This window comes from Marinobacter orientalis, from assembly GCF_004792665.1.
Lineage (GTDB): Bacteria > Pseudomonadota > Gammaproteobacteria > Pseudomonadales > Oleiphilaceae > Marinobacter > Marinobacter orientalis.
This window is the reverse complement of the sequence record NZ_SRZX01000009.1, coordinates 25,251-42,959: the sequence shown is the minus strand read 5'-3', so window position 1 is coordinate 42,959 and position 17,709 is coordinate 25,251. Positions and strand designations below refer to the sequence as shown.

Sequence of the window (17,709 nt, the reverse complement as noted above, 5' to 3'; positions counted from 1 at the left end):
CCGAACAGATACGCCCTTCACCGGAATTTAAGAAATGAATCACAGTTACCTTAACCTTCGGCACAGAACAGCCTGGATATCCTGGTTTATCTTTGCCAATGGGCTCTTCGCCATGCTGGTCGGGCTCCGATATGTGTCATGGATGAGCATTCCGGATATCGAAACCGCTGCTTACGTTGCAATACTGTACCCGGGGCAGTTTACCCTGCTTGCCTGGCTGGGCGGCTTGCCGTTGCTGGCTCTGGCCTTACTACTCCCTGCCACACGGGCACTTTTTACGCTGGCTGTCATCTATGCCGGTATCGGTATCGCATTCCTCGCCATAGACACGGTAGTTTATTCGCTGTACCGGTTTCACCTTTCAGCCTTCGTGCTGGAGCTCGCCCTGGGAGGCGGAACGGAGATTTTTTCCTTTTCCTGGCAGCTCTGGGCGTCAGCCATCGGTATTTTTATCGGAATCGTTGTGATTGAGAGCGTTATCGCCAGAGTACTGTGGCGCAGGCGACCAAGGGCACGCTGGCTGGGCGCGGGCTTCGCGCTGATATTCGGCCTGCAGCTCAGCGCACACGGCTGGCATGCCTGGGCGGATGCCAATTACGACACTCGCATCACCGGTATCACCCGGCACATTCCCCTTTACCATGCAGCTACCGCCAAGCGAGTCATGAGCAAATATGGTCTGGTAGATCCCCAGAAAGTCCGGGAAAACCAGTCTGCCCGGGCCCTGGGCGATGTTGATCGGGGCAGCCAGCTGGACTACCCGACACAGCCACTCAAGTGCTCTGAGCCCGAGCGCATGCTTAACGTGCTGATGATCGTCATCGACGGTGCCCGCTGGGACATGCTGGATCCTCGCTGGATGCCCAACATTTATGAATTTGCTGAAACCAACCTGATTTTCGAGAATCACTACAGCAACGGCAACGCCACCAAACCTGGTGTGTTCACCCTGCTCTACTCTCTGCCGGCCAGTTACTGGGATGCGTTTACCGCCGCCAAGAAACCGCCTGTAACGATCAGCCGGATGCAGCAACTTGGCTACCAGACCAAGGTGCTCGGCTCAGCTACCCTGGTGAGTCCGGCCTTTGACCAGAACGCCTTCGCCTCAATTCCCGACCTGCGGCTGGAAACCCCCGGGGAACAGGCATGGGACAGGGATATCCGGATTACCGAGGACTGGCTTTCATTTACTCGGTCTGAGCTCGATCCGCAGCAGCCGTTTTTCGGATTTCTGTTCTACGATACCCCTCACGGCCACCGGGTGCCGGATGATTATCCTTCCAAGTTCCAGCCCTACTGGGAGTCAGTCAATAAACTGGAACTCGACGAGGATTTCGATCCGGAGCTGATTAAAAACAACTATAAGTCGACACTGCACTTTGTCGACAACCAGGTAGACAAGGTTCTGGATGATCTGCAGGCCCGCGGACTGCTGAACAGCACCATTGTGATGATCACCGGGGATCACGGGCAGGAATTCAACGAGTACGGAATGAATTACTGGGGACATGGAAGCAACTTCGGGGAGTATCAGCTCAGAGTGCCTATGGTGGTACACTGGCCCGGTCGAGCAGCCGGCAGGATTGGGTATAGAACTGAAAACTTCGACATCGCGCCAACCCTGATGTCCGAAGCGCTTAATTGTGGGGACACCCCGACTGACGCCTATGCGACCGGAAACAGCATGTTCAGGCCCAGCGATCATCGTTGGAGCATTGCCCACAGCTACATGGACTCTGCCCTGCTATTAAATGACCTGAAGCTGGTAACCTATGCTTCAGGCTCGGTTGAAGCATTGAATGATAAAATGAAGGCGGTACCGGACTATAGCCTGAGCCCGACTATATCAGCAGAGGTCTTGCGGGAGTTGTCCAGATTCTATGAATAATTTTTTACAAAAATTGGTCCGAAACCGGCAATGCTTCCTTTCACTTTCGGAGAGATTTCGAGCTATTCGAATAGCCAAGTGGATTAGGGGCATTGGCCCGGTTCATCAAATTTATAAAGGATTGCTCACATGAAACTTTCCGTCATCATGACCACATACAACTCACCGGAATGGCTCGAGAAAGTCCTTTGGGGATACAGCGCTCAGACCCACAAGGACTTCGAGCTCATAATCGGTGATGATGGGTCAACGGAAGACACCCGCGAGGTTATTGATCGTATTCGCGAGGAAACCGGGATGGCAATCAAGCATATCTGGCAGGAAGACAAAGGTTTCCGCAAATGCCGGATCCTGAACAAGTCCATTCTCGAAGTAGAGTCCGACTACGTAGTATTCACGGATGGCGACTGCATACCCCGCCCAGACTTCCTTGAGGTGCATGCCAGGGAAGCCGAACCCGGCCGCTACCTCTCTGGCGGATATCACAAGCTCCCCATGAGCACCAGCAAGGCCATCACCAAAGACGACATCGTCAGCGGCCGCTGCTTCGACCTGAAATGGCTGAAGGCCCATGGTCTCAAGTCAAGCTATAAGAACAGCAAACTGACAGCGACGCCTCTCAGGGCGCGCGTTTTCAATACGCTAACGCCAACCGCCTGTAACTTCAAAGGGTCGAACGGGTCAGCGTGGCTGAAGGACATTATCGCCGTGAACGGTTTCGATGAGCGCATGCCCTGGGGTGGTCTGGACAGAGAGTTCGGGGTGCGACTCATGAACTCAGGGGTAAAGCCCAAGCACGTGCGCTACAACGCAATCGTGATTCACCTCGATCATAAACGCGGGTACAAGGATCCGGATTTGGTTGCTGCGAACAAGGCATTGCGAGTGAACTCCAGGAAGCAGCGGATAACACGAACCGAGCATGGTATCGAGCAACTGACCTCTGAGGCGGAGCCAAACCGGGAAGCAACATTATGACGCAACCCGTAACACCGTTTGGCAACAGGAAACCGCCCGCATTCTGGCAGTCACTCATCGCTCTGTGTCACGACAATAATGGGGGAATAATAAGTCGAACGGTAGCGCCGCTCATTCGCAAAATGATCGTAAAACAGAAATCCCTTCTTCCTGTCGACATAGAGGTAGAGGGTATCAATTTGCGGTGCCAGTTTACCGATAACTACTCAGAAAAAAAATTTGTTTTCACGCCGTGGCGTTATGATCGCGCTGAAAGAGAAATGCTTAGCCAGGCCCTCAACGAAGGAGGGACTTTCGTCGACATAGGAGCAAACATAGGGATCTATACTCTCACTGCCGTCGCCGCGATGGGATCTCACAAAGGAAGGATTATTGCTTTTGAACCCAACCCGGCCACGTTGGCGCGTTTACGGTTCAACATTCAAGCGAACTCTCAGTTCGCGAAGAATAATATTTTAGTGCTGAATCATGGCATAGCAGACGAAGAAACGAGCTTCTTCCTTCAACACGATGCGAATAATCTGGGTAAAAGCAGTATCAGAAACGTAGAGTCGGAATCGGACACAAGCGATAATAAGCAAGGAATAACAATCAAGTGCAGGCCGCTATTGCCTGTACTATCAGAACTTGAAATAAATGAAATTGACGCGCTGAAAATCGATATAGAAGGCGCAGAAGACCTTGCGCTTACACCTTTCCTTAACTCAGCTCCCGATTCTCTGCTACCCCGACTTCTCATCATAGAGAACTCAGAGCATCAGTGGAAATCCGACCTTTTTCAAACGATAAGGTCCCGCGGCTATGCTCTGATTCAGCGCGGTAAAATGAATTCAATATTCCTGTTTGATCCAGGCGCTCAAGATTAGTTTCTCACATGCTGATCTCCCAGGTTCCAGAGAAAGAACACGGCAGATATGGGTAGGCCGTTATGCAAGGAAAAACGATTACCCCATCTGGCATTTGGCTCATAAAGAGGGCTACCTGATCTCCGCCCCAAGAAGCGGACAGGAGCCATCAGCCTTCATCAATGTGCTAAAGCCATCGCTCTCTGTGAGATGGTCCGGTACCAATCGAGCTCACCTATAACAATTAGCGACAAGTTCAGATGTTTAGTTTAAAAGGAACAGCCTTTGCCAACGGGACAGGAGCTAATGCTTCGATTTGGCCGGGCCACTCGGAATTAATTTCTCGCACAACCCATAGAAGCTTTCCGCTACAATTTCCGGGCGGTAATTATTCATTTCATTAAAGGCCGCCCCCAGGTTCTGATATTCCCCATGGTTAACCCAGCTTATGAGGGATTCTGCCAGAGATTCCGGTGTCGGCTCAAAATACTCGACGGCCTTATCGATGTCCCCGCTAATAACGTAGCCGGAAGTAACCAGCGAAGGTTTCCGATACAACAGAATGTCATTCTCAATCCCTGACATTTTGCTCTTCCCGTACACCTCTCTGTATTTCCTGAAATGAGTCTGGACCTTGATTGGAGCCAGCAGAAAATCCACGTCGAAGACCTTTTTGTCAAATTCGTCCGAACTGACGTAGTTATTACTGTAGTCCAGTGAAAATTTCCCGGATTCCAGAGACTTAAAATCAGCAACAATCCGGGCTGCCTGCCTGTCTGCAGCCTTACCGAGCAACACCAGTCGCAGTGGAACTTTCAGCTTACTGATGCACTGCTTTAACGCCTGATACACCAAATGGTAATCCTTCTTGGCGTTCGTGACTTTCCCCGTAATTGCAATGGTCACGCGCTCCCGCTGCGCCTTCTTCACTGGATGGTCCCTGTCGCCAAGGAATCCGAAGGGCATTACCGGCGGCAGTATTCTGCCTTTACTCACCCAGCCCTGCTCAGAGACATAGTCAGTAATGGCCTGATTGGGAAACATGAAATAGGAGATATGGCTGAAGAATCGTGTTCTTTGGCGCCACTCGCCTGCGATCCAGACCCTGCGTAGCACATGTGAAAAAATCGCGGGGAATTTGAGAAGTGGTCGATCAAAATGGCTCGCTGGGGCAAGATCTGCGTGGGCATTGTGAATCCGGATAATGGCCGGAGCTGAGAAAGGAATATTGCAGAGCTCATCCCAGAAATGCCGGACAGTATTGAAGTAAAGGAGGTCTGCGGACTCGAAAACCGGCCTCATCCGTTCAATAAAAGAGACAACAGTCTCATCCTCCCCTTTGCAGAACGCAGAAAGCCAATCGGCTTCGTCAGCCCAGACGACATCAACCTTTTCCAGTACTTCCGGCACCGTAATCAACGACATTTCAAAGCGCTCCAGATCAAGCACTCTGATGAGGTTCTGAATAAGCTCGCTGTGATGATGGAGTTCAATAATGACAATATGGACAGGTCGCTTGTCCTGACCACGCCCGCAAGCGCACGCGTTACTCATGATTCAGCCTGCTGTTTTCAGAAGAGTTTCCTTAATGCAAGTTCAAGGCTGTTCAGCTTTTTGAGAAAGCGACTTCCTTGCATGGGGTAATAACCCCATGGTTTTTCCAACCGATCATTGGTACAGGCCAGGAAATCCTCGGCGACAGGAAGCATATCCGGAGAACGCTCCTGAAGGCTTTTGACTTCCTTTTGGTCCAGCAATCTATAGGGAAAGAAACCGCATCCACGATGCTTTTCGGCCAAGCGAAGTGCAAGGGTTTTGCGCTTGCCCCGATAGGTGGGAACTTCAGGCAACCACATGGCAAATGGCGCAAACAAATGCCCGATACGATCAAAATACTGTTTTGCCTGACGATCATTGACCGGTTCTGACCGACCGAACTCCCAACTCTGCTCCAGCAGACGTGAGGGACGAGCAATCAGGATCGCTGAAAAGTATTGTCCTGCACTCTGATCCGTTCCCTGCCTGCGGTATGCGCCCAGCTCTCTATCGAAACTCAGCGTTGACTCATCTCTTTTGCGATTGATTCCTTTCAGGAAACACGGATGAAGAAAAGCAAGCCGGGGATTATCATCAAAGCAACGATCGAAGGCGTCAATTTCCTCCCCGGCCAAGGGTCGGACCACCTGCATGTCGTCCTGGAGAAAACATACCAGCCGGCGATCAGCTGCGTACTCAAGAGCAGACTGCATGTTGCCGTATAATCCGCCAAGTTTATGGGTAGACTGATTACCCGGCTGCAGTACTGTATGCTTCTCAGACAAGGTCTTCAGCACATCGCAGGTATATTCGTCGAAGCTGTCATCGTCGAAAATTGCAACTTCTGCATCTGGCACGCACTCTTCTATAGTTGTCACACAATGCTCAAGGAACTTTCCCCGATTGAAAGAAAAAACACAAAACAGCAACCTGTCATTCATGGAAAACCCTTGTCTTCTTTATGCCGGACACTCGCCGATACCTGCCCTTGCCAAGAGCTATTTCTATCGACGACCCAGCTCTTTTGCCGGTCTTGAGAAAAACAAGCTCGTATTTGTGGCAAATAATGACAGCCTCTTCGTGACAATGGGAGCCAGAGCGTGGGGATTAACCAAATGACATGCTTAAAACACGATAAGTCACCCAGTCTTTTAACTCTGCCGCCAATCCCGCCAGCGGGACTGCCATACTCGCAACCAGGTCCTCAGCCTGCTCCGGGCTTCACTTCCGCTGTACCGCCCCTTGGCAACATGTCTAATCCGGTACACGCCCGGCACCCTGAGGGGCTCACCCTGGCTGCGTAGCAACCAACGAAAGGCACGATCTTCGTGGCATTTGGCAAAACTCTCCACCGGCTTCTGGTAAAAGCCTATGTTCCGACAATAGCCCGCGGCCCGGCACACATCGCCATGGGCAATTTGCAGAGGACCGGTGGCCTTGCTGATCTCACGGGTGGTGAAGGAGGTGGTGTCAATGTCCAATACCTGTAGCCCATTGGCGCCTGCCTGAAGCATGGGGTTATTCTCTGCCAACAAGTCAGTGGTGTGCTCCTCTTCCGGGAACAGCAACACATCGCGCCGGCCCTGCAATGCCTCGGCCAGTGCATCGAAGCAGCTTTCCCGGAACATCAGATCGCAATCCGTGAACCAGACCCAGTCGGCCTGTGTTGCCAGAGCTGCACGATTCCGACCGATGGCCCGGCGGAACAGCTCCTGCTTCGGCACTGGTTCCCAGTTCCAGGTTACACCAGACACATCCTGACGCTCGAAAAACGCAAGTAGTTCGCCGGTTTTGGTATCCTCCGGGCTGTAGTAGACGGTCATGGTAACGTCGAGTTTCCTGGGAGGAAACAGCACCAGAGAGCTCAGCTGGTAGACCAGAAAATGGGAATATTTCCAGCAATGGCTGACCACTTCCAGCTTGAGATGCCCAGTTCTGGCCGCTCTCTCTGATTCGGAAGGCAAGTCAGTCTCGAACCACTTGGCAGGTATCCAGCCAGTTGCCGCAAACCGGAAAAATGCCAGTTGTATCAGGTTCCACATAGTCGACGCGCTGTCCTAATCATTGAAAGCCGGGGAATTCTACCACGGGGGTTAGAAATAACCAGATAACCGGGTGGCTACGACTCATCAGTCAACTTGTGTGCATTTGGGCAGTACTTTATAGCCCACCGAGGCATCGTGCGGCTACTGAGCATTCTCCGAAAAGGTGGTGTAGCCGGGATCCTGCCGGATCAGGCGCCCGGGCGTGAAGATCGCGAGCCTGCCCAATTTTTCGGCGTTCAGGCCACCACCATGGCCCAAACGCCGCATATTTTGTAGCTGTCCCTCATGGGGATTTTACTGAACCGGTGTCAACCAGTGGCTGTGCTCCGCCGACTTGCCCTTCACCGCGTCGAAATACATGCCCTGCAGCTTCTCTGTCAGCGGGCCACGCTTGCCAGCTCCGATAACGCGGCCGTCGAGCTCCCTGATGGGCAGCACTTCGGCGGCGGTGCCGGTAAAGAAGGCTTCATCGGCGATGTAGACTTCGTCCCGGGTGATGCGGCGTTCTTTCACCGGAATGTTCAGTTCACTGGCAAAGTCCAGGATGGTCTGGCGGGTGATCCCTTCCAGGCAAGAGGTCAGTTCCGGAGTGTGGAGCACACCATCGCGCAGGATGAAGACGTTCTCACCGGAACCTTCTGCAACATAGCCTTCGTTATCCAGCAGCAGGGCTTCTTCGGCGCCACTGGCGATGGCTTCGTTCAGGGCCAGCATGGAGTTGATGTAATTGCCATTGGCCTTGGCCTTGCACATGGTGATGTTGACGTGGTGGCGGGTGTAGGACGAGGTGCGAACCTTGATACCCATTTCCTTGGCTTCCGGCGACATGTAGGACGGCCAGCTCCAGGCCGCCACCATCACGTGCACCTTGAGGTTGTCGGCGCGCAGGCCCATGCCTTCGGAGCCCAGAAACACCATCGGGCGCAGGTAGGCTTCGTCCAGATTATTGTCCCGAACCGCCGCGCACTGGGCAGCATTGATCTGGTCTTTGCTGAACGGCATTTTCATGTTCAGGATATGGGCGGAGCGGAACAGGCGGTCGGTATGCTCTTTCATGCGGAAAATCGCGGCGCCCTTCTCGGTGCTGTAGGCTCGCACACCCTCGAAGCAGCCCAGGCCGTAGTGCAGGGTGTGGGTCAGCACGTGGGTTTTGGCTTCCCGCCAGGGAACCATTTCACCGTCCATCCAGATGAAGCCATCACGATCAGCCATCGACATTATTTCTGCTCCTAAAGCGCTCTTTTCGGGGATCCGGCATTCTAGCAGGAAAAACCCGCCTTACGAAGAGGTGCAATCACCCCAACATGACCCGATTCCACATACTCCGGATGTAGTCACGCTCCTCGGGAAAGGCATCCCCCGCCACCTGGCTGTTCAGGTTCTGAAGTGCCCGCCGGTGAATGGTGGAGCGCAGGGTAATAAAGGCCTCTCTCAATTTCTCGGTATCCTCAACCGGCAAAACCCCCGCCCGGCCCAGCTCCTCCATCTGGCGAATGTTATCGGACCATTGGGTCAGCTCGGGATGTTCGGAACACCAGGCCAGCATCAGGTACTGCACCATGAACTCAATGTCGATGATGCCGCCAAAATCGTGCTTGATATGGAAGACCTCCGGTTCCCTGCCCTCGACCTGCGGAGTGCCCAATGCCGTGCGCATTTTCTCGCGCATGCCGACCACCTCTTCCCGCAATTTGTCCCGGTCCCGCGACTGGCACAGTATGTCACTGCGAAGTTTTTCAAACGCTTCCAGTGTTTCCTTGCATCCGGCTACCCCGCGGGCGCGGGCGAGGGCCTGGTGCTCCCAGGTCCAGGCGTCGTTGCGCTGGTATTTCTCGAAAGCGGTCAGGGTGCTGACCAGAAGCCCCGAACTCCCGGACGGGCGCAGGCGCATATCGACTTCGTAGAGCTGCCCCGACGGCGTCTGGGTATTGAGAATGTGCACAATGCGCTGGCCCAGCCGGGTATAGAACACCGCATTGTCGATGGGTTTGTCGCCGTCCGTTGACTGCTCCGGGTCTGCATCGTGGATAAATACCAGATCCAGGTCCGAGGTATAGCCCAGTTCGATACCACCGAGCTTGCCGTAACCGATGATGGCAAAATCCGTATCACAGGGGGAACCGTCTTCCCGCCGGGGATATCCATGGCGGCTGACCAGATTGGCGAAAGCAACGTCCACCACATGCTCCAGCACCACTTCGGCAATCCAGGTCAGGTAATCGCTGACCTTCATCAGCGGCAGGGTTTCGCGGATTTCAGATGCCGCGACGCGCAAAATGTGCGCCTTCTTGAAGTGCCGCAGGGTTTCCATCTGCTCTTCGAGATCCTCGAACGGGATCCGCAGCATCTGCTGGCGCAGATCATCCTGGAGTTCGATTTTGGCCGGCGGACTGTACAGGCTTTCCGCGTTAAGGAGCTCGTCCAGCAGCAGGGGCGTTTCCGCCAGCTGGCTGGCAATCCAGGGACTCTCACTGCAAAGCCGGACCAGTTGGGCCCGGGCACCGGGGTTTTCCAGCAGCAACACCATGTAGGCGGTTCTGCGCAGGATGGCTTCCACCAGCTGCAGAACCCGGGACAGGGTCTGCGACGGCGCGTCCACGTGAGTGAGCGCTTCCAGCAACACCGGCATGAACTTGTTGAGCCGGTGCCGCCCCTGGGTCTGCAAGGTCTGCAGGGTGCGGGTTTCGCGCAGCTCACTCAGGGCGGAATAGCTGTCCTCCGGGTCTTCGAACCCGTGCTCACTGAGCCATTCGGTTGCCGCTTCCCTGTCCATTTCACCCAGCCAGAGTTCCTGCCAGCCTTCATCAAGCGCTGTGGTTTCGTGTTCTTCATCGTCGATGGTGATGATATCCGCGAAGTGGGTTGCCACCCTTTGGCGATGCTTCTCCAGTTCGGCGACGCAGGAGTCCCAGTCATCAAAGCCCATAATCAAAGCGACACGGGCCCGGGACAGATCGTCCGCTGGCAGCAGTTGGGTCTGTTTGTCTTCGATGCCCTGGAGAGCGTGCTCCAGATTCCGGAGGAAGATGTAGGCGGCCTTCAGCTCTTTAACCACCGGTGACGGCAGCAGTTCCAGCTCTTCGAGTTCTTTCAGGATCACCAGCAATTCCCGCTGCTGAAGTTCCCGGTCACGGCCGCCCCGTATCAGCTGGAAAGCCTGGACCACAAACTCGATCTCGCGGATACCGCCATTGCCGAGCTTGATGTTGTTTTCCAGGCCCTTGCGGCGAACTTCGCGGCTGATCATCGATTTCATGCTGCGCAGGGATTCAAACGCGCTGAAATCAATGTACTTGCGGTAGACAAAGGGCTTGAGGCTGTCCATCAACACCTGCCCGGCCTGCTGGTCCCCGGCCACCACCCGGGCCTTGACCATGGCATAGCGCTCCCAGTCGCGGCCCTGGTCCTGGTAATAGGTTTCCAGGGCGGCGAAGCTCTGGGCCAATGCACCGCTCTGGCCGTAAGGCCTCAGGCGCATATCCACACGGAACACAAAACCATCAGCGGTGATCTGGTCCAGCGCCTGAATCAGCCGCTGCCCGAGGCGGATGAAAAACTGCTGGTTGTCCATGGACCGGCGCCCGCCACGGGTCTCGCCCTTACCCGGAAACGCGAAGATCAGGTCAATATCGGAGGACACGTTGAGCTCGTGTCCGCCCAGTTTGCCCATACCCAGTACAATCAAACGCTGGGGGCCTTCTTCACCGGTCGCCGGATTGACACCCCAGGGGGTTCCCGACTGCTCGCAGGTATCGTCGTACAGCCAGTCCAGCGCGCCCTGGATGCTGATATCGGCAAAGTCGCTGGTGGCAGCGATGGTTTCAGCCATGTCCGACCAGCGCATCAGATCCCGCCAGATAATCCGGAACTGGATTTCCATGCGGAAGCGTCTCAGCCTTGCGTGGAGGCTGCTTTCATCCGTCACCTTCGCCAGAAATTCCTGCCAGCGCTGACGCAGATAATCGGCGGTGGTGGGTTCGGTCAATGGCCGTGACTGGCACAGGTATTCCACCTGCCGCGGATGACGTTCCAGGGTTTGCCGCAGAAACAGACTACGGGCCAGAGCCTGGGCGAGATCCTCGTCGGATACGCCGCCAGAGGTGCTCAGGAACTCCGGCACGCCTTCCGGAAACACCGAGTGCCAGGCGCCAGCGACATCCTCCGCCAACATCGTCGGTAGTGAGCGCCAAGGCTCGGACATAATGCAAACCCCTGTGTGTCTGATATATTTCCCGTACTGTATAACGAACGCTCTGCCGACTGAACAGGGCGGGACACTAGCCTGCGGCAATAGCCAGTTGAAGTTGCCCGAGCTCCTTGCGTGAAACCAGGTCACGGACAGCCGTGCCGCTGGCCAAAAAGCCGACAACATGCCGGTACGCCGCCTCAACGCCGCGCTCGCTGGCCAGGCGGCGAATGATTCCGAGCTCGTCCTGGTCAACCGAAACAGGCTCGCCTGTCAGCCACGAAACACTCAGAACGAACAGGAATTCGTTGACCGCAAGCTCTGAATTCGCTCCTGGTTCCGCAGCGGGCTGATAAAGCCCCGCCAGGTAATACCCCTGCTCCGCCTTGCTGATCAGGTTAAGGAACACCGGCACCTCGTGCGCCAGCCTTCGTGCCCACGTCAGCAGCGCAGAGGCATCCCCGCCCTTGAGCTCGAATTCAATTTCGTTGAGCGGGCGTGACTGGTCCCCGGCCACAATCTCACCGCAATCAATGGCCACCTCAATCAGGCTCTCCCCCTGCTCAATCATGATCACCCGGCGTTCGAAGTTGGTTTCGAATACCGGTTGCAGTTCGGCAAGATTCACACTTTGCCCTACTGGCGTATCCGCAATCAGCCCCATCTGGAGTTTTGTGCCAATCAGCGGCCATTCCCATTCCTGCCTGCGGTGGGCCCCATCCACAAATTCGCCACGGGTTTTCAGGGTCTGGATGTATCTGTCGCCGATCCTGCGAATGCGCAGGGCTGTTTTCTGGCGGTTAAGATCGCCGGCCGGCGTGTCGTAATAGGTGTTGCCCAGCTGCAAGGTGTCTGACTCACAGGTGCCGGGCTGACCCAATAGCCAGGTCACTGCCCGGTCGAGATCCGTTTTCGCCACGCTGAGTTTGATTTCCAGTTCCTGGGCCATTGCCCCCTCCCGAGATGAGGAATTTGGTATCAGCATACATAAAAAAACCGGCAGCCCGAAGGCTACCGGTTTTTAGGCTACTTTTTGACTAGCTGGTCAGCTGATCAGAAGTAGTAAACAGCGCCGACAGAGGCGATGGAGCGCTCGTCAGAGAAGGCAGAGTTACCCTGCTCGTCCTCGTACTCCCAAACGTCATCGCCACCACCCAGGTAGCCTTCAAAGTAAACGTACATGTGGTCAGAGATATTGTGCAGCGCTTGCAGAGTAATGGTGTCGGAGTCATTATCTGCCAGCTGTGCAGCGTTGCTGCCACTGTATTCATCGTCAAACTGAGTCAGCTCGTAGGACAGGGCGAACTGGTTGGCGCCCAGCGAGTAGTAACCAATGATACCAAAGGTATCAGAGCTGTCTTTGCGAGTATGGAATTCACCGGTCAGACGCAGGTTGCCAGCATCGTAGCTGGCCCGCAGGCCGTAGGTATTCTCATTATTGCCATCGCTGGTGTCGTTGGAATCCATAGCGAAAGCCAGTTCCAGCGCGTCCATTTCATACAGAGCTGCCAGTTGATAAGGATAGGACTTCTCGTCACCGTCCTTGAAGTCATCATCGCTAACAACACCGTCACCGTTCACCTGAACGGCTGCCCACAGGCTCAGACCACCGAAAGACGGTGACATGTACTGAATCAGGTCGCCTTCGCCAGTAGTGTAATCAGGACCCTGATTAATCAGTCCCACCTCATAGTACTGGGCAATTTCATCGACGGCTCGCTCATAGGTTGAGTCGTCAGAGCCAACCCAGATCTGGCCGAAGCTGTCACCCTTTACACCAATGTAAGCTTCATCCAGACCGTCGATACCATTGCTGGACGACTTGTCGTCTGCATTAATACCCTCAAGCTCTACCTTGAAGAAGCCAGTGATGCCGGGTGCTACTTCGTGATCGTGAATTACACCCAGAGTAGTGCCGTTATCGAAGTGCTCGACGGAAGATGGACCACCGTCGAAGTTGTCATGGGCCAGTGCATACTGAATGTTACCGTAAACACTCGGCATGGAATCCATGCGTGCTGCCAGTTGGGAAGCTGACGTATCTTCTTGCGCCAGTGCGCTGCCAGAGAAGGTTGCCGCTGCAATAGCAGAGGCGATGAGCGTCTTTTTCATGTTGCGTGTTCCTTATTGAGTTAACTCAGGTTTTAGCGTCGGGTTTTATTCCCGCTCTTCAGACTTCACCAGTCGGGCTGGTTGGACCCTATTCTGTGTACTCACCATGTCAGTTTTATGACACAGCGATAACAATTCGTTTTTTCTTCTTGTTACAGAGGCAAGCCAGCCTCTTTGCACGTCAATCACTTACAGCTATGTTTTAAAGCTTAGAGTGATGAATCTGTTTTAATACAAAGAACGCTTTTTTGCAAATTTTTAATTTTAGCTTTTTAGCGTAATTAGGATTATGAACGCAAGTTTTTATATCTACGGGTATACCCCACTATGCAGGGCGCTTACCTTCAAATTCGGGGCCATAATTACAAAAAGGTTTTGTTTTCAAATGCTTATACAATAACTGCACCCCTCTGACGAAAAACACAGCTTCCTCGCAAAGCCCGGCCGCACCAGTGCAGATCAGCGGCCAGCCCCTCGCACCAGGATGGCGCACATCTTTATGCCTGTGCAGCAGCCCCCTCGACCTCAAGAAGGAACGTGACCGGCCCGTCGTTCTCCAGAGCCACTTTCATATCCGCACCAAACTGTCCACGACCAACACAGCCCCTTCCCAGAGCCTGCTCTGACGCCAACAGGAATTCATGAAACAGTTTTTCAGCATGATCCTGCGGCGCCGCGACAGAAAAACCGGGGCGCGTGCCAGATCGGGTGTCAGCCGCAAGGGTAAACTGGGGTACGACAAGGAGGGAGTAGCCTGTATCAACAAGGCTGCGATTCATCCGCCCCTGGTCATCGGGAAACACCCGATAGTTGATCACTTTCCTGCAGAGTTTTGCTGCGGTTGCGGGGCCATCCGTTTTCTCAACGCCCAGCAACAACAGAAGCCCCGAGTTAATTTCAGAGATCGTCTCTTTATCGACGGTAACCCTGGCGTAGGTAACCCGTTGTATCAGCGCCTTCATTCGATTCTCTGCGGAAGGACTCAAAAGATTTGCGGGAGTCTATCGATGGGGCTGACCCGCCGCAACCCCTCTTAAGGGGTATTTGTTGATTGTTAAGGGGAGGATCTATCCGGCGCTGCCATCAATCTTTGCAGCCACCTCATCAATGCCCCGCATCAGCGCATCAACAATCGCCGGCTCAGAGGCTGAATGCCCGGCATCCCGAATGATTCTCAGGTCTGCCTCCGGCCATGCCTCGCTCAGGGCAAGGGCATTCTCCAGCGGACAGACCATGTCGTAACGGCCATGCACAATAAGCCCCGGAATATCTTTCAGTGCCCCGGCATCACGGACAATCTGGTTGTCCTCCAGAAACACGTTGTTCATGAAGTAGTGGCATTCGATACGAGCCAGGGCAATCGCCACATGAGGGTGGCCAAAGTGCTCAACTACTCTGGGATTGGGATTCAGTGTGGCGCACCGCCCTTCCCAGATGGACCAGGCCTTCGCCGCCTGAATCTGCTCAAGCTCGTTGCTGCTGGTGAGGCGGCGATAATAGGCGGATACCATGTCGCCTCGCTCATCCTGCGGAATGGGAGCGAGGAAATCCTGCCAGTAGTCGGGAAATACGCGGCTGGCGCCGTCCTGGTAAAACCACTGGATATCCCTGGGCCGGCACAGGAAGATGCCTCTGAGCACAAGGCCAAGCACCCTGTCCGGGTGGGTCTGGGCGTAAACCAGGCTCAGCGTGGAGCCCCAACTGCCTCCGAAGAGAATCCATCGGGAAATGCCGAGAAACGAACGCACCGTTTCCATGTCTTCCACCAACTTCTGCGTGGTGTTGCCCTCAAATTCCGCCAGCGGCGTTGAGCGGCCGGCACCACGCTGATCCATCAGAATGATCCGGTACCGCTCGGCATCAAAAAACCGACGGTAATAGTCTTCGCTCCCGCCACCGGGGCCGCCATGAACAACGAGTACCGGGATACCATCGGGGTTGCCGCTTTCCTCCACATACAATTCATGGGGCGGGTCCACCGCAAGGCGGTGCTGGGCATTGGGCTTGATTTCGGGATACAGGGTGAGCATAAAACGCTCCGGAAAGAGGATTTAACCGGAGTTTAGCTGATGTGAACGAAAAAGGGGCAGATCACCTCTGCCCCTTCCTCTTGTTACCGCTCTGCAGATTACTTCTTGTGGGCGCGCTTACGCTCGTTTTCGGTAAGAAGCTTCTTGCGCAGACGAACCGATTTGGGGGTCACTTCCACCAATTCGTCTTCATCAATGAACTCCAGCGCCTGCTCAAGGGTGAACTTGATGGGTGGTACCAGAGCAATGACTTCCTCTTTACCAGAGGCACGCATGTTGTCCAGTTTCTTGCCCTTGGTGGGGTTAACCACCAGGTCGTTGTCACGGCTGTGAATGCCACACAACTGGCCTTCATACACTTCCTGGCCCGGATCCAGGAACAGCTTGCCCCGGCTCTGCAGGGTTTCCAGAGAGTAGGTCAGCGCTACACCGGTTGCCATCGACACCAGCACGCCATTCTGGCGACTGGTCATGTCCCCGCTCTTGATCGGGCCGTAATGGCTGAAGGTCGACGTCAGGATGCCCGAGCCGGATGTCATGGTCAGGAAGGAGTTACGGAAGCCGATCAGGCCCCGCGCAGGGATGGTGTACTCAAGACGCATGCGCCCCTTGCCATCCGGCACCATGTTGGTGAGATCGCCTTTGCGCAGACCCATCTGGTCCATCAGCGCACCCTGGTGCTGTTCTTCAATGTCGATGATAACGTTCTCGTAGGGCTCCTGCCTGACGCCGTCAATCTCGCGGATAACCACTTCCGGACGACCTACGGCAAGCTCGAAATTTTCCCGACGCATGTTTTCTATCAGTACCGACAGGTGCAGCTCGCCACGGCCAGACACTTTGAACTTGTCTGCGGACTCGCCCTCTTCAACGCGCAAAGCGACGTTGTGCAGCAACTCCTTCTCCAGACGCTCCTTGATGTTGCGACTGGTGACGAATTTGCCTTCCCGGCCACAGAATGGTGAGTCATTGACCTGGAATGTCATGGAAACGGTTGGTTCGTCCACTGTCAGCGGCGGTAGCGCTTCCACATTGGCCTGATCGCACAGGGTGTCCGAGATGTGCAACTCATCCATACCGCTTACACAGATGATATCACCCGCCTGCGCCTCATCGACCTCAACACGCTGCAGGCCTGAGTGGCCCATGATCTTGAGGATGCGACCCTGGCGCTTTTTGCCATCGGCACCGATAGCGGTCACCGGGGAGTTGGCCTTGATCTTGCCGCGTCTGATGCGGCCGATGCCGATGACACCCAGGAAACTGTTGTAGTCCAGCTGGGAAATCTGCATCTGGAACGGACCGTCGCGATCGACGTTCGGAGCCGGCACGTGGTCAACAATGGCCTGGAAAACCGCGTCCATGTTGTCGTCCAGCTTCTCGTGATCCATCCCGGCGATACCGTTCAGGGCACTGGCGAACACAATCGGGAAATCCAGTTGCTCGTCGCTGGCGCCCAGATTGTCGAACAGGTCAAACACCTGGTCGACAACCCAGTCAGGGCGGGCACCGGGACGGTCAATCTTGTTCACGACCACGATCGGGTGCAGGCCGGCATCAAAGGCTTTCTGGGTTACAAAGCGGGTCTGTGGCATCGGCCCGTCGATGGAATCGACCACCAGCAGCACACAGTCCACCATGCTCATCACCCGCTCAACTTCGCCACCGAAATCAGCGTGGCCCGGCGTGTCGACGATATTGATGTCGTAGTCGTGCCATTTCAGCGCGGTGTTCTTGGCCAGGATGGTAATGCCCCGTTCCTTTTCCTGGTCATTGGAATCCATGACGCGCTCGCTTTCGAGCTCTTTGCGGTCCAGCGTTCCGGACTGGCGCAACAACTGGTCCACCAGCGTGGTTTTGCCATGGTCAACGTGGGCGATGATGGCGATATTACGAAGTTTATCTATCACAACAATATTCCTGCAGCATGCACTGAATGACCTGAGCGGTCTTCAGTAGGCGCTACGCCCCCTACATGCCGTCTCAAATCCGTAAAATGAATTTCATTTGCCAGGCCGGGCAGCCCGGATGCACCCTGTCGAGGTCCGATACGTAATATCGAATGACCGGGGCAAAAATGAAGTGGCGC

14 protein-coding genes are annotated in these 17,709 nt (G+C 54.8%); 4 read left to right on the top strand and 10 right to left on the bottom strand.

Going from position 1 to position 17,709, the window contains the following annotated elements; all coding sequences use genetic code 11:
• The first annotated feature begins 34 nt into the window (after nucleotides 1–34).
• The 3 genes from DIT72_RS17085 (at nucleotide 35) to DIT72_RS17075 (ending at nucleotide 3,732) form a co-directional block, all read left to right on the top strand.
• A complete protein-coding gene (locus DIT72_RS17085; RefSeq protein ID WP_135956448.1) occupies nucleotides 35–1,888 on the top strand; it encodes a DUF3413 domain-containing protein in 1,854 nt (617 codons plus the stop codon).
• A 129-nt stretch (nucleotides 1,889–2,017) separates the two neighbouring features.
• Nucleotides 2,018–2,866, top strand: a complete 849-nt coding sequence (locus tag DIT72_RS17080) for a glycosyltransferase family 2 protein (RefSeq protein WP_135956447.1) — start codon at nucleotides 2,018–2,020, stop codon at nucleotides 2,864–2,866.
• Nucleotides 2,863–3,732 (top strand): FkbM family methyltransferase, encoded by an 870-nt coding sequence (locus tag DIT72_RS17075; protein ID WP_135956446.1) that lies wholly within the window; start codon nucleotides 2,863–2,865, stop codon nucleotides 3,730–3,732. Before DIT72_RS17080 ends, DIT72_RS17075 begins: the two co-directional genes overlap by 4 nt.
• Before the next feature lie 282 nt (nucleotides 3,733–4,014).
• On the opposite strand, the gene DIT72_RS17070 is transcribed toward DIT72_RS17075, so the two are convergent.
• From DIT72_RS17070 to DIT72_RS17060, 3 genes are all read right to left on the bottom strand, one after another.
• Nucleotides 4,015–5,265: a hypothetical protein gene (locus DIT72_RS17070; protein WP_135956445.1), complete on the bottom strand. Its 1,251-nt coding sequence runs from the start codon at nucleotides 5,263–5,265 to the stop codon at nucleotides 4,015–4,017.
• A gap of 17 nt (nucleotides 5,266–5,282) precedes the next feature.
• Nucleotides 5,283–6,188, bottom strand: a complete 906-nt coding sequence (locus DIT72_RS17065) for a glycosyltransferase family A protein (protein ID WP_135956444.1) — start codon at nucleotides 6,186–6,188, stop codon at nucleotides 5,283–5,285.
• A gap of 210 nt (nucleotides 6,189–6,398) precedes the next feature.
• The gene (locus DIT72_RS17060; RefSeq protein ID WP_135956443.1) at nucleotides 6,399–7,289 is read right to left on the bottom strand and encodes a glycosyltransferase family A protein; all 891 of its coding nucleotides are present in this window, start codon (nucleotides 7,287–7,289) and stop codon (nucleotides 6,399–6,401) included.
• A 96-nt stretch (nucleotides 7,290–7,385) separates the two neighbouring features.
• Between DIT72_RS17060 and DIT72_RS17055 the strand changes: the two genes are divergently transcribed.
• Entirely contained in the window at nucleotides 7,386–7,568 is a 183-nt protein-coding gene (locus DIT72_RS17055) for an LpxL/LpxP family acyltransferase (RefSeq protein WP_135956442.1), read from the top strand.
• 18 nt (nucleotides 7,569–7,586) lie between these two features.
• Here the strand turns inward: DIT72_RS17055 and DIT72_RS17050 are convergent, their stop codons facing one another.
• The 7 genes from DIT72_RS17050 to typA form a co-directional block, all read right to left on the bottom strand.
• Entirely contained in the window at nucleotides 7,587–8,510 is a 924-nt protein-coding gene (locus DIT72_RS17050; protein ID WP_135956441.1) for a branched-chain amino acid transaminase, read from the bottom strand.
• Nucleotides 8,511–8,586: 76 nt separating this feature from the next.
• Nucleotides 8,587–11,493, bottom strand: coding sequence for a bifunctional [glutamate--ammonia ligase]-adenylyl-L-tyrosine phosphorylase/[glutamate--ammonia-ligase] adenylyltransferase (gene glnE, locus DIT72_RS17045; protein ID WP_135956440.1), 2,907 nt, complete (start codon nucleotides 11,491–11,493; stop codon nucleotides 8,587–8,589).
• Nucleotides 11,494–11,569: 76 nt separating this feature from the next.
• Complete coding sequence (locus tag DIT72_RS17040) at nucleotides 11,570–12,427, bottom strand: CYTH domain-containing protein (RefSeq protein ID WP_135956439.1); 858 nt, start codon at nucleotides 12,425–12,427, stop codon at nucleotides 11,570–11,572.
• A gap of 104 nt (nucleotides 12,428–12,531) precedes the next feature.
• Nucleotides 12,532–13,590, bottom strand: a complete 1,059-nt coding sequence (locus DIT72_RS17035) for a porin (protein WP_135956438.1) — start codon at nucleotides 13,588–13,590, stop codon at nucleotides 12,532–12,534.
• Between the two features lie 497 nt (nucleotides 13,591–14,087).
• On the bottom strand, nucleotides 14,088–14,552 hold the full coding sequence (gene dtd / locus DIT72_RS17030) for a D-aminoacyl-tRNA deacylase (protein ID WP_135956437.1): 465 nt from the start codon (nucleotides 14,550–14,552) through the stop codon (nucleotides 14,088–14,090).
• Nucleotides 14,553–14,657: 105 nt separating this feature from the next.
• Nucleotides 14,658–15,620, bottom strand: a complete 963-nt coding sequence (pip, locus tag DIT72_RS17025) for a prolyl aminopeptidase (protein ID WP_135956436.1) — start codon at nucleotides 15,618–15,620, stop codon at nucleotides 14,658–14,660.
• A 98-nt stretch (nucleotides 15,621–15,718) separates the two neighbouring features.
• Nucleotides 15,719–17,530 carry a translational GTPase TypA gene (gene typA / locus DIT72_RS17020; protein ID WP_135956435.1) on the bottom strand — a complete coding sequence of 604 codons (1,812 nt, stop codon included), beginning with the start codon at nucleotides 17,528–17,530 and terminating at the stop codon, nucleotides 15,719–15,721.
• Nucleotides 17,531–17,709 lie beyond the last annotated feature (179 nt).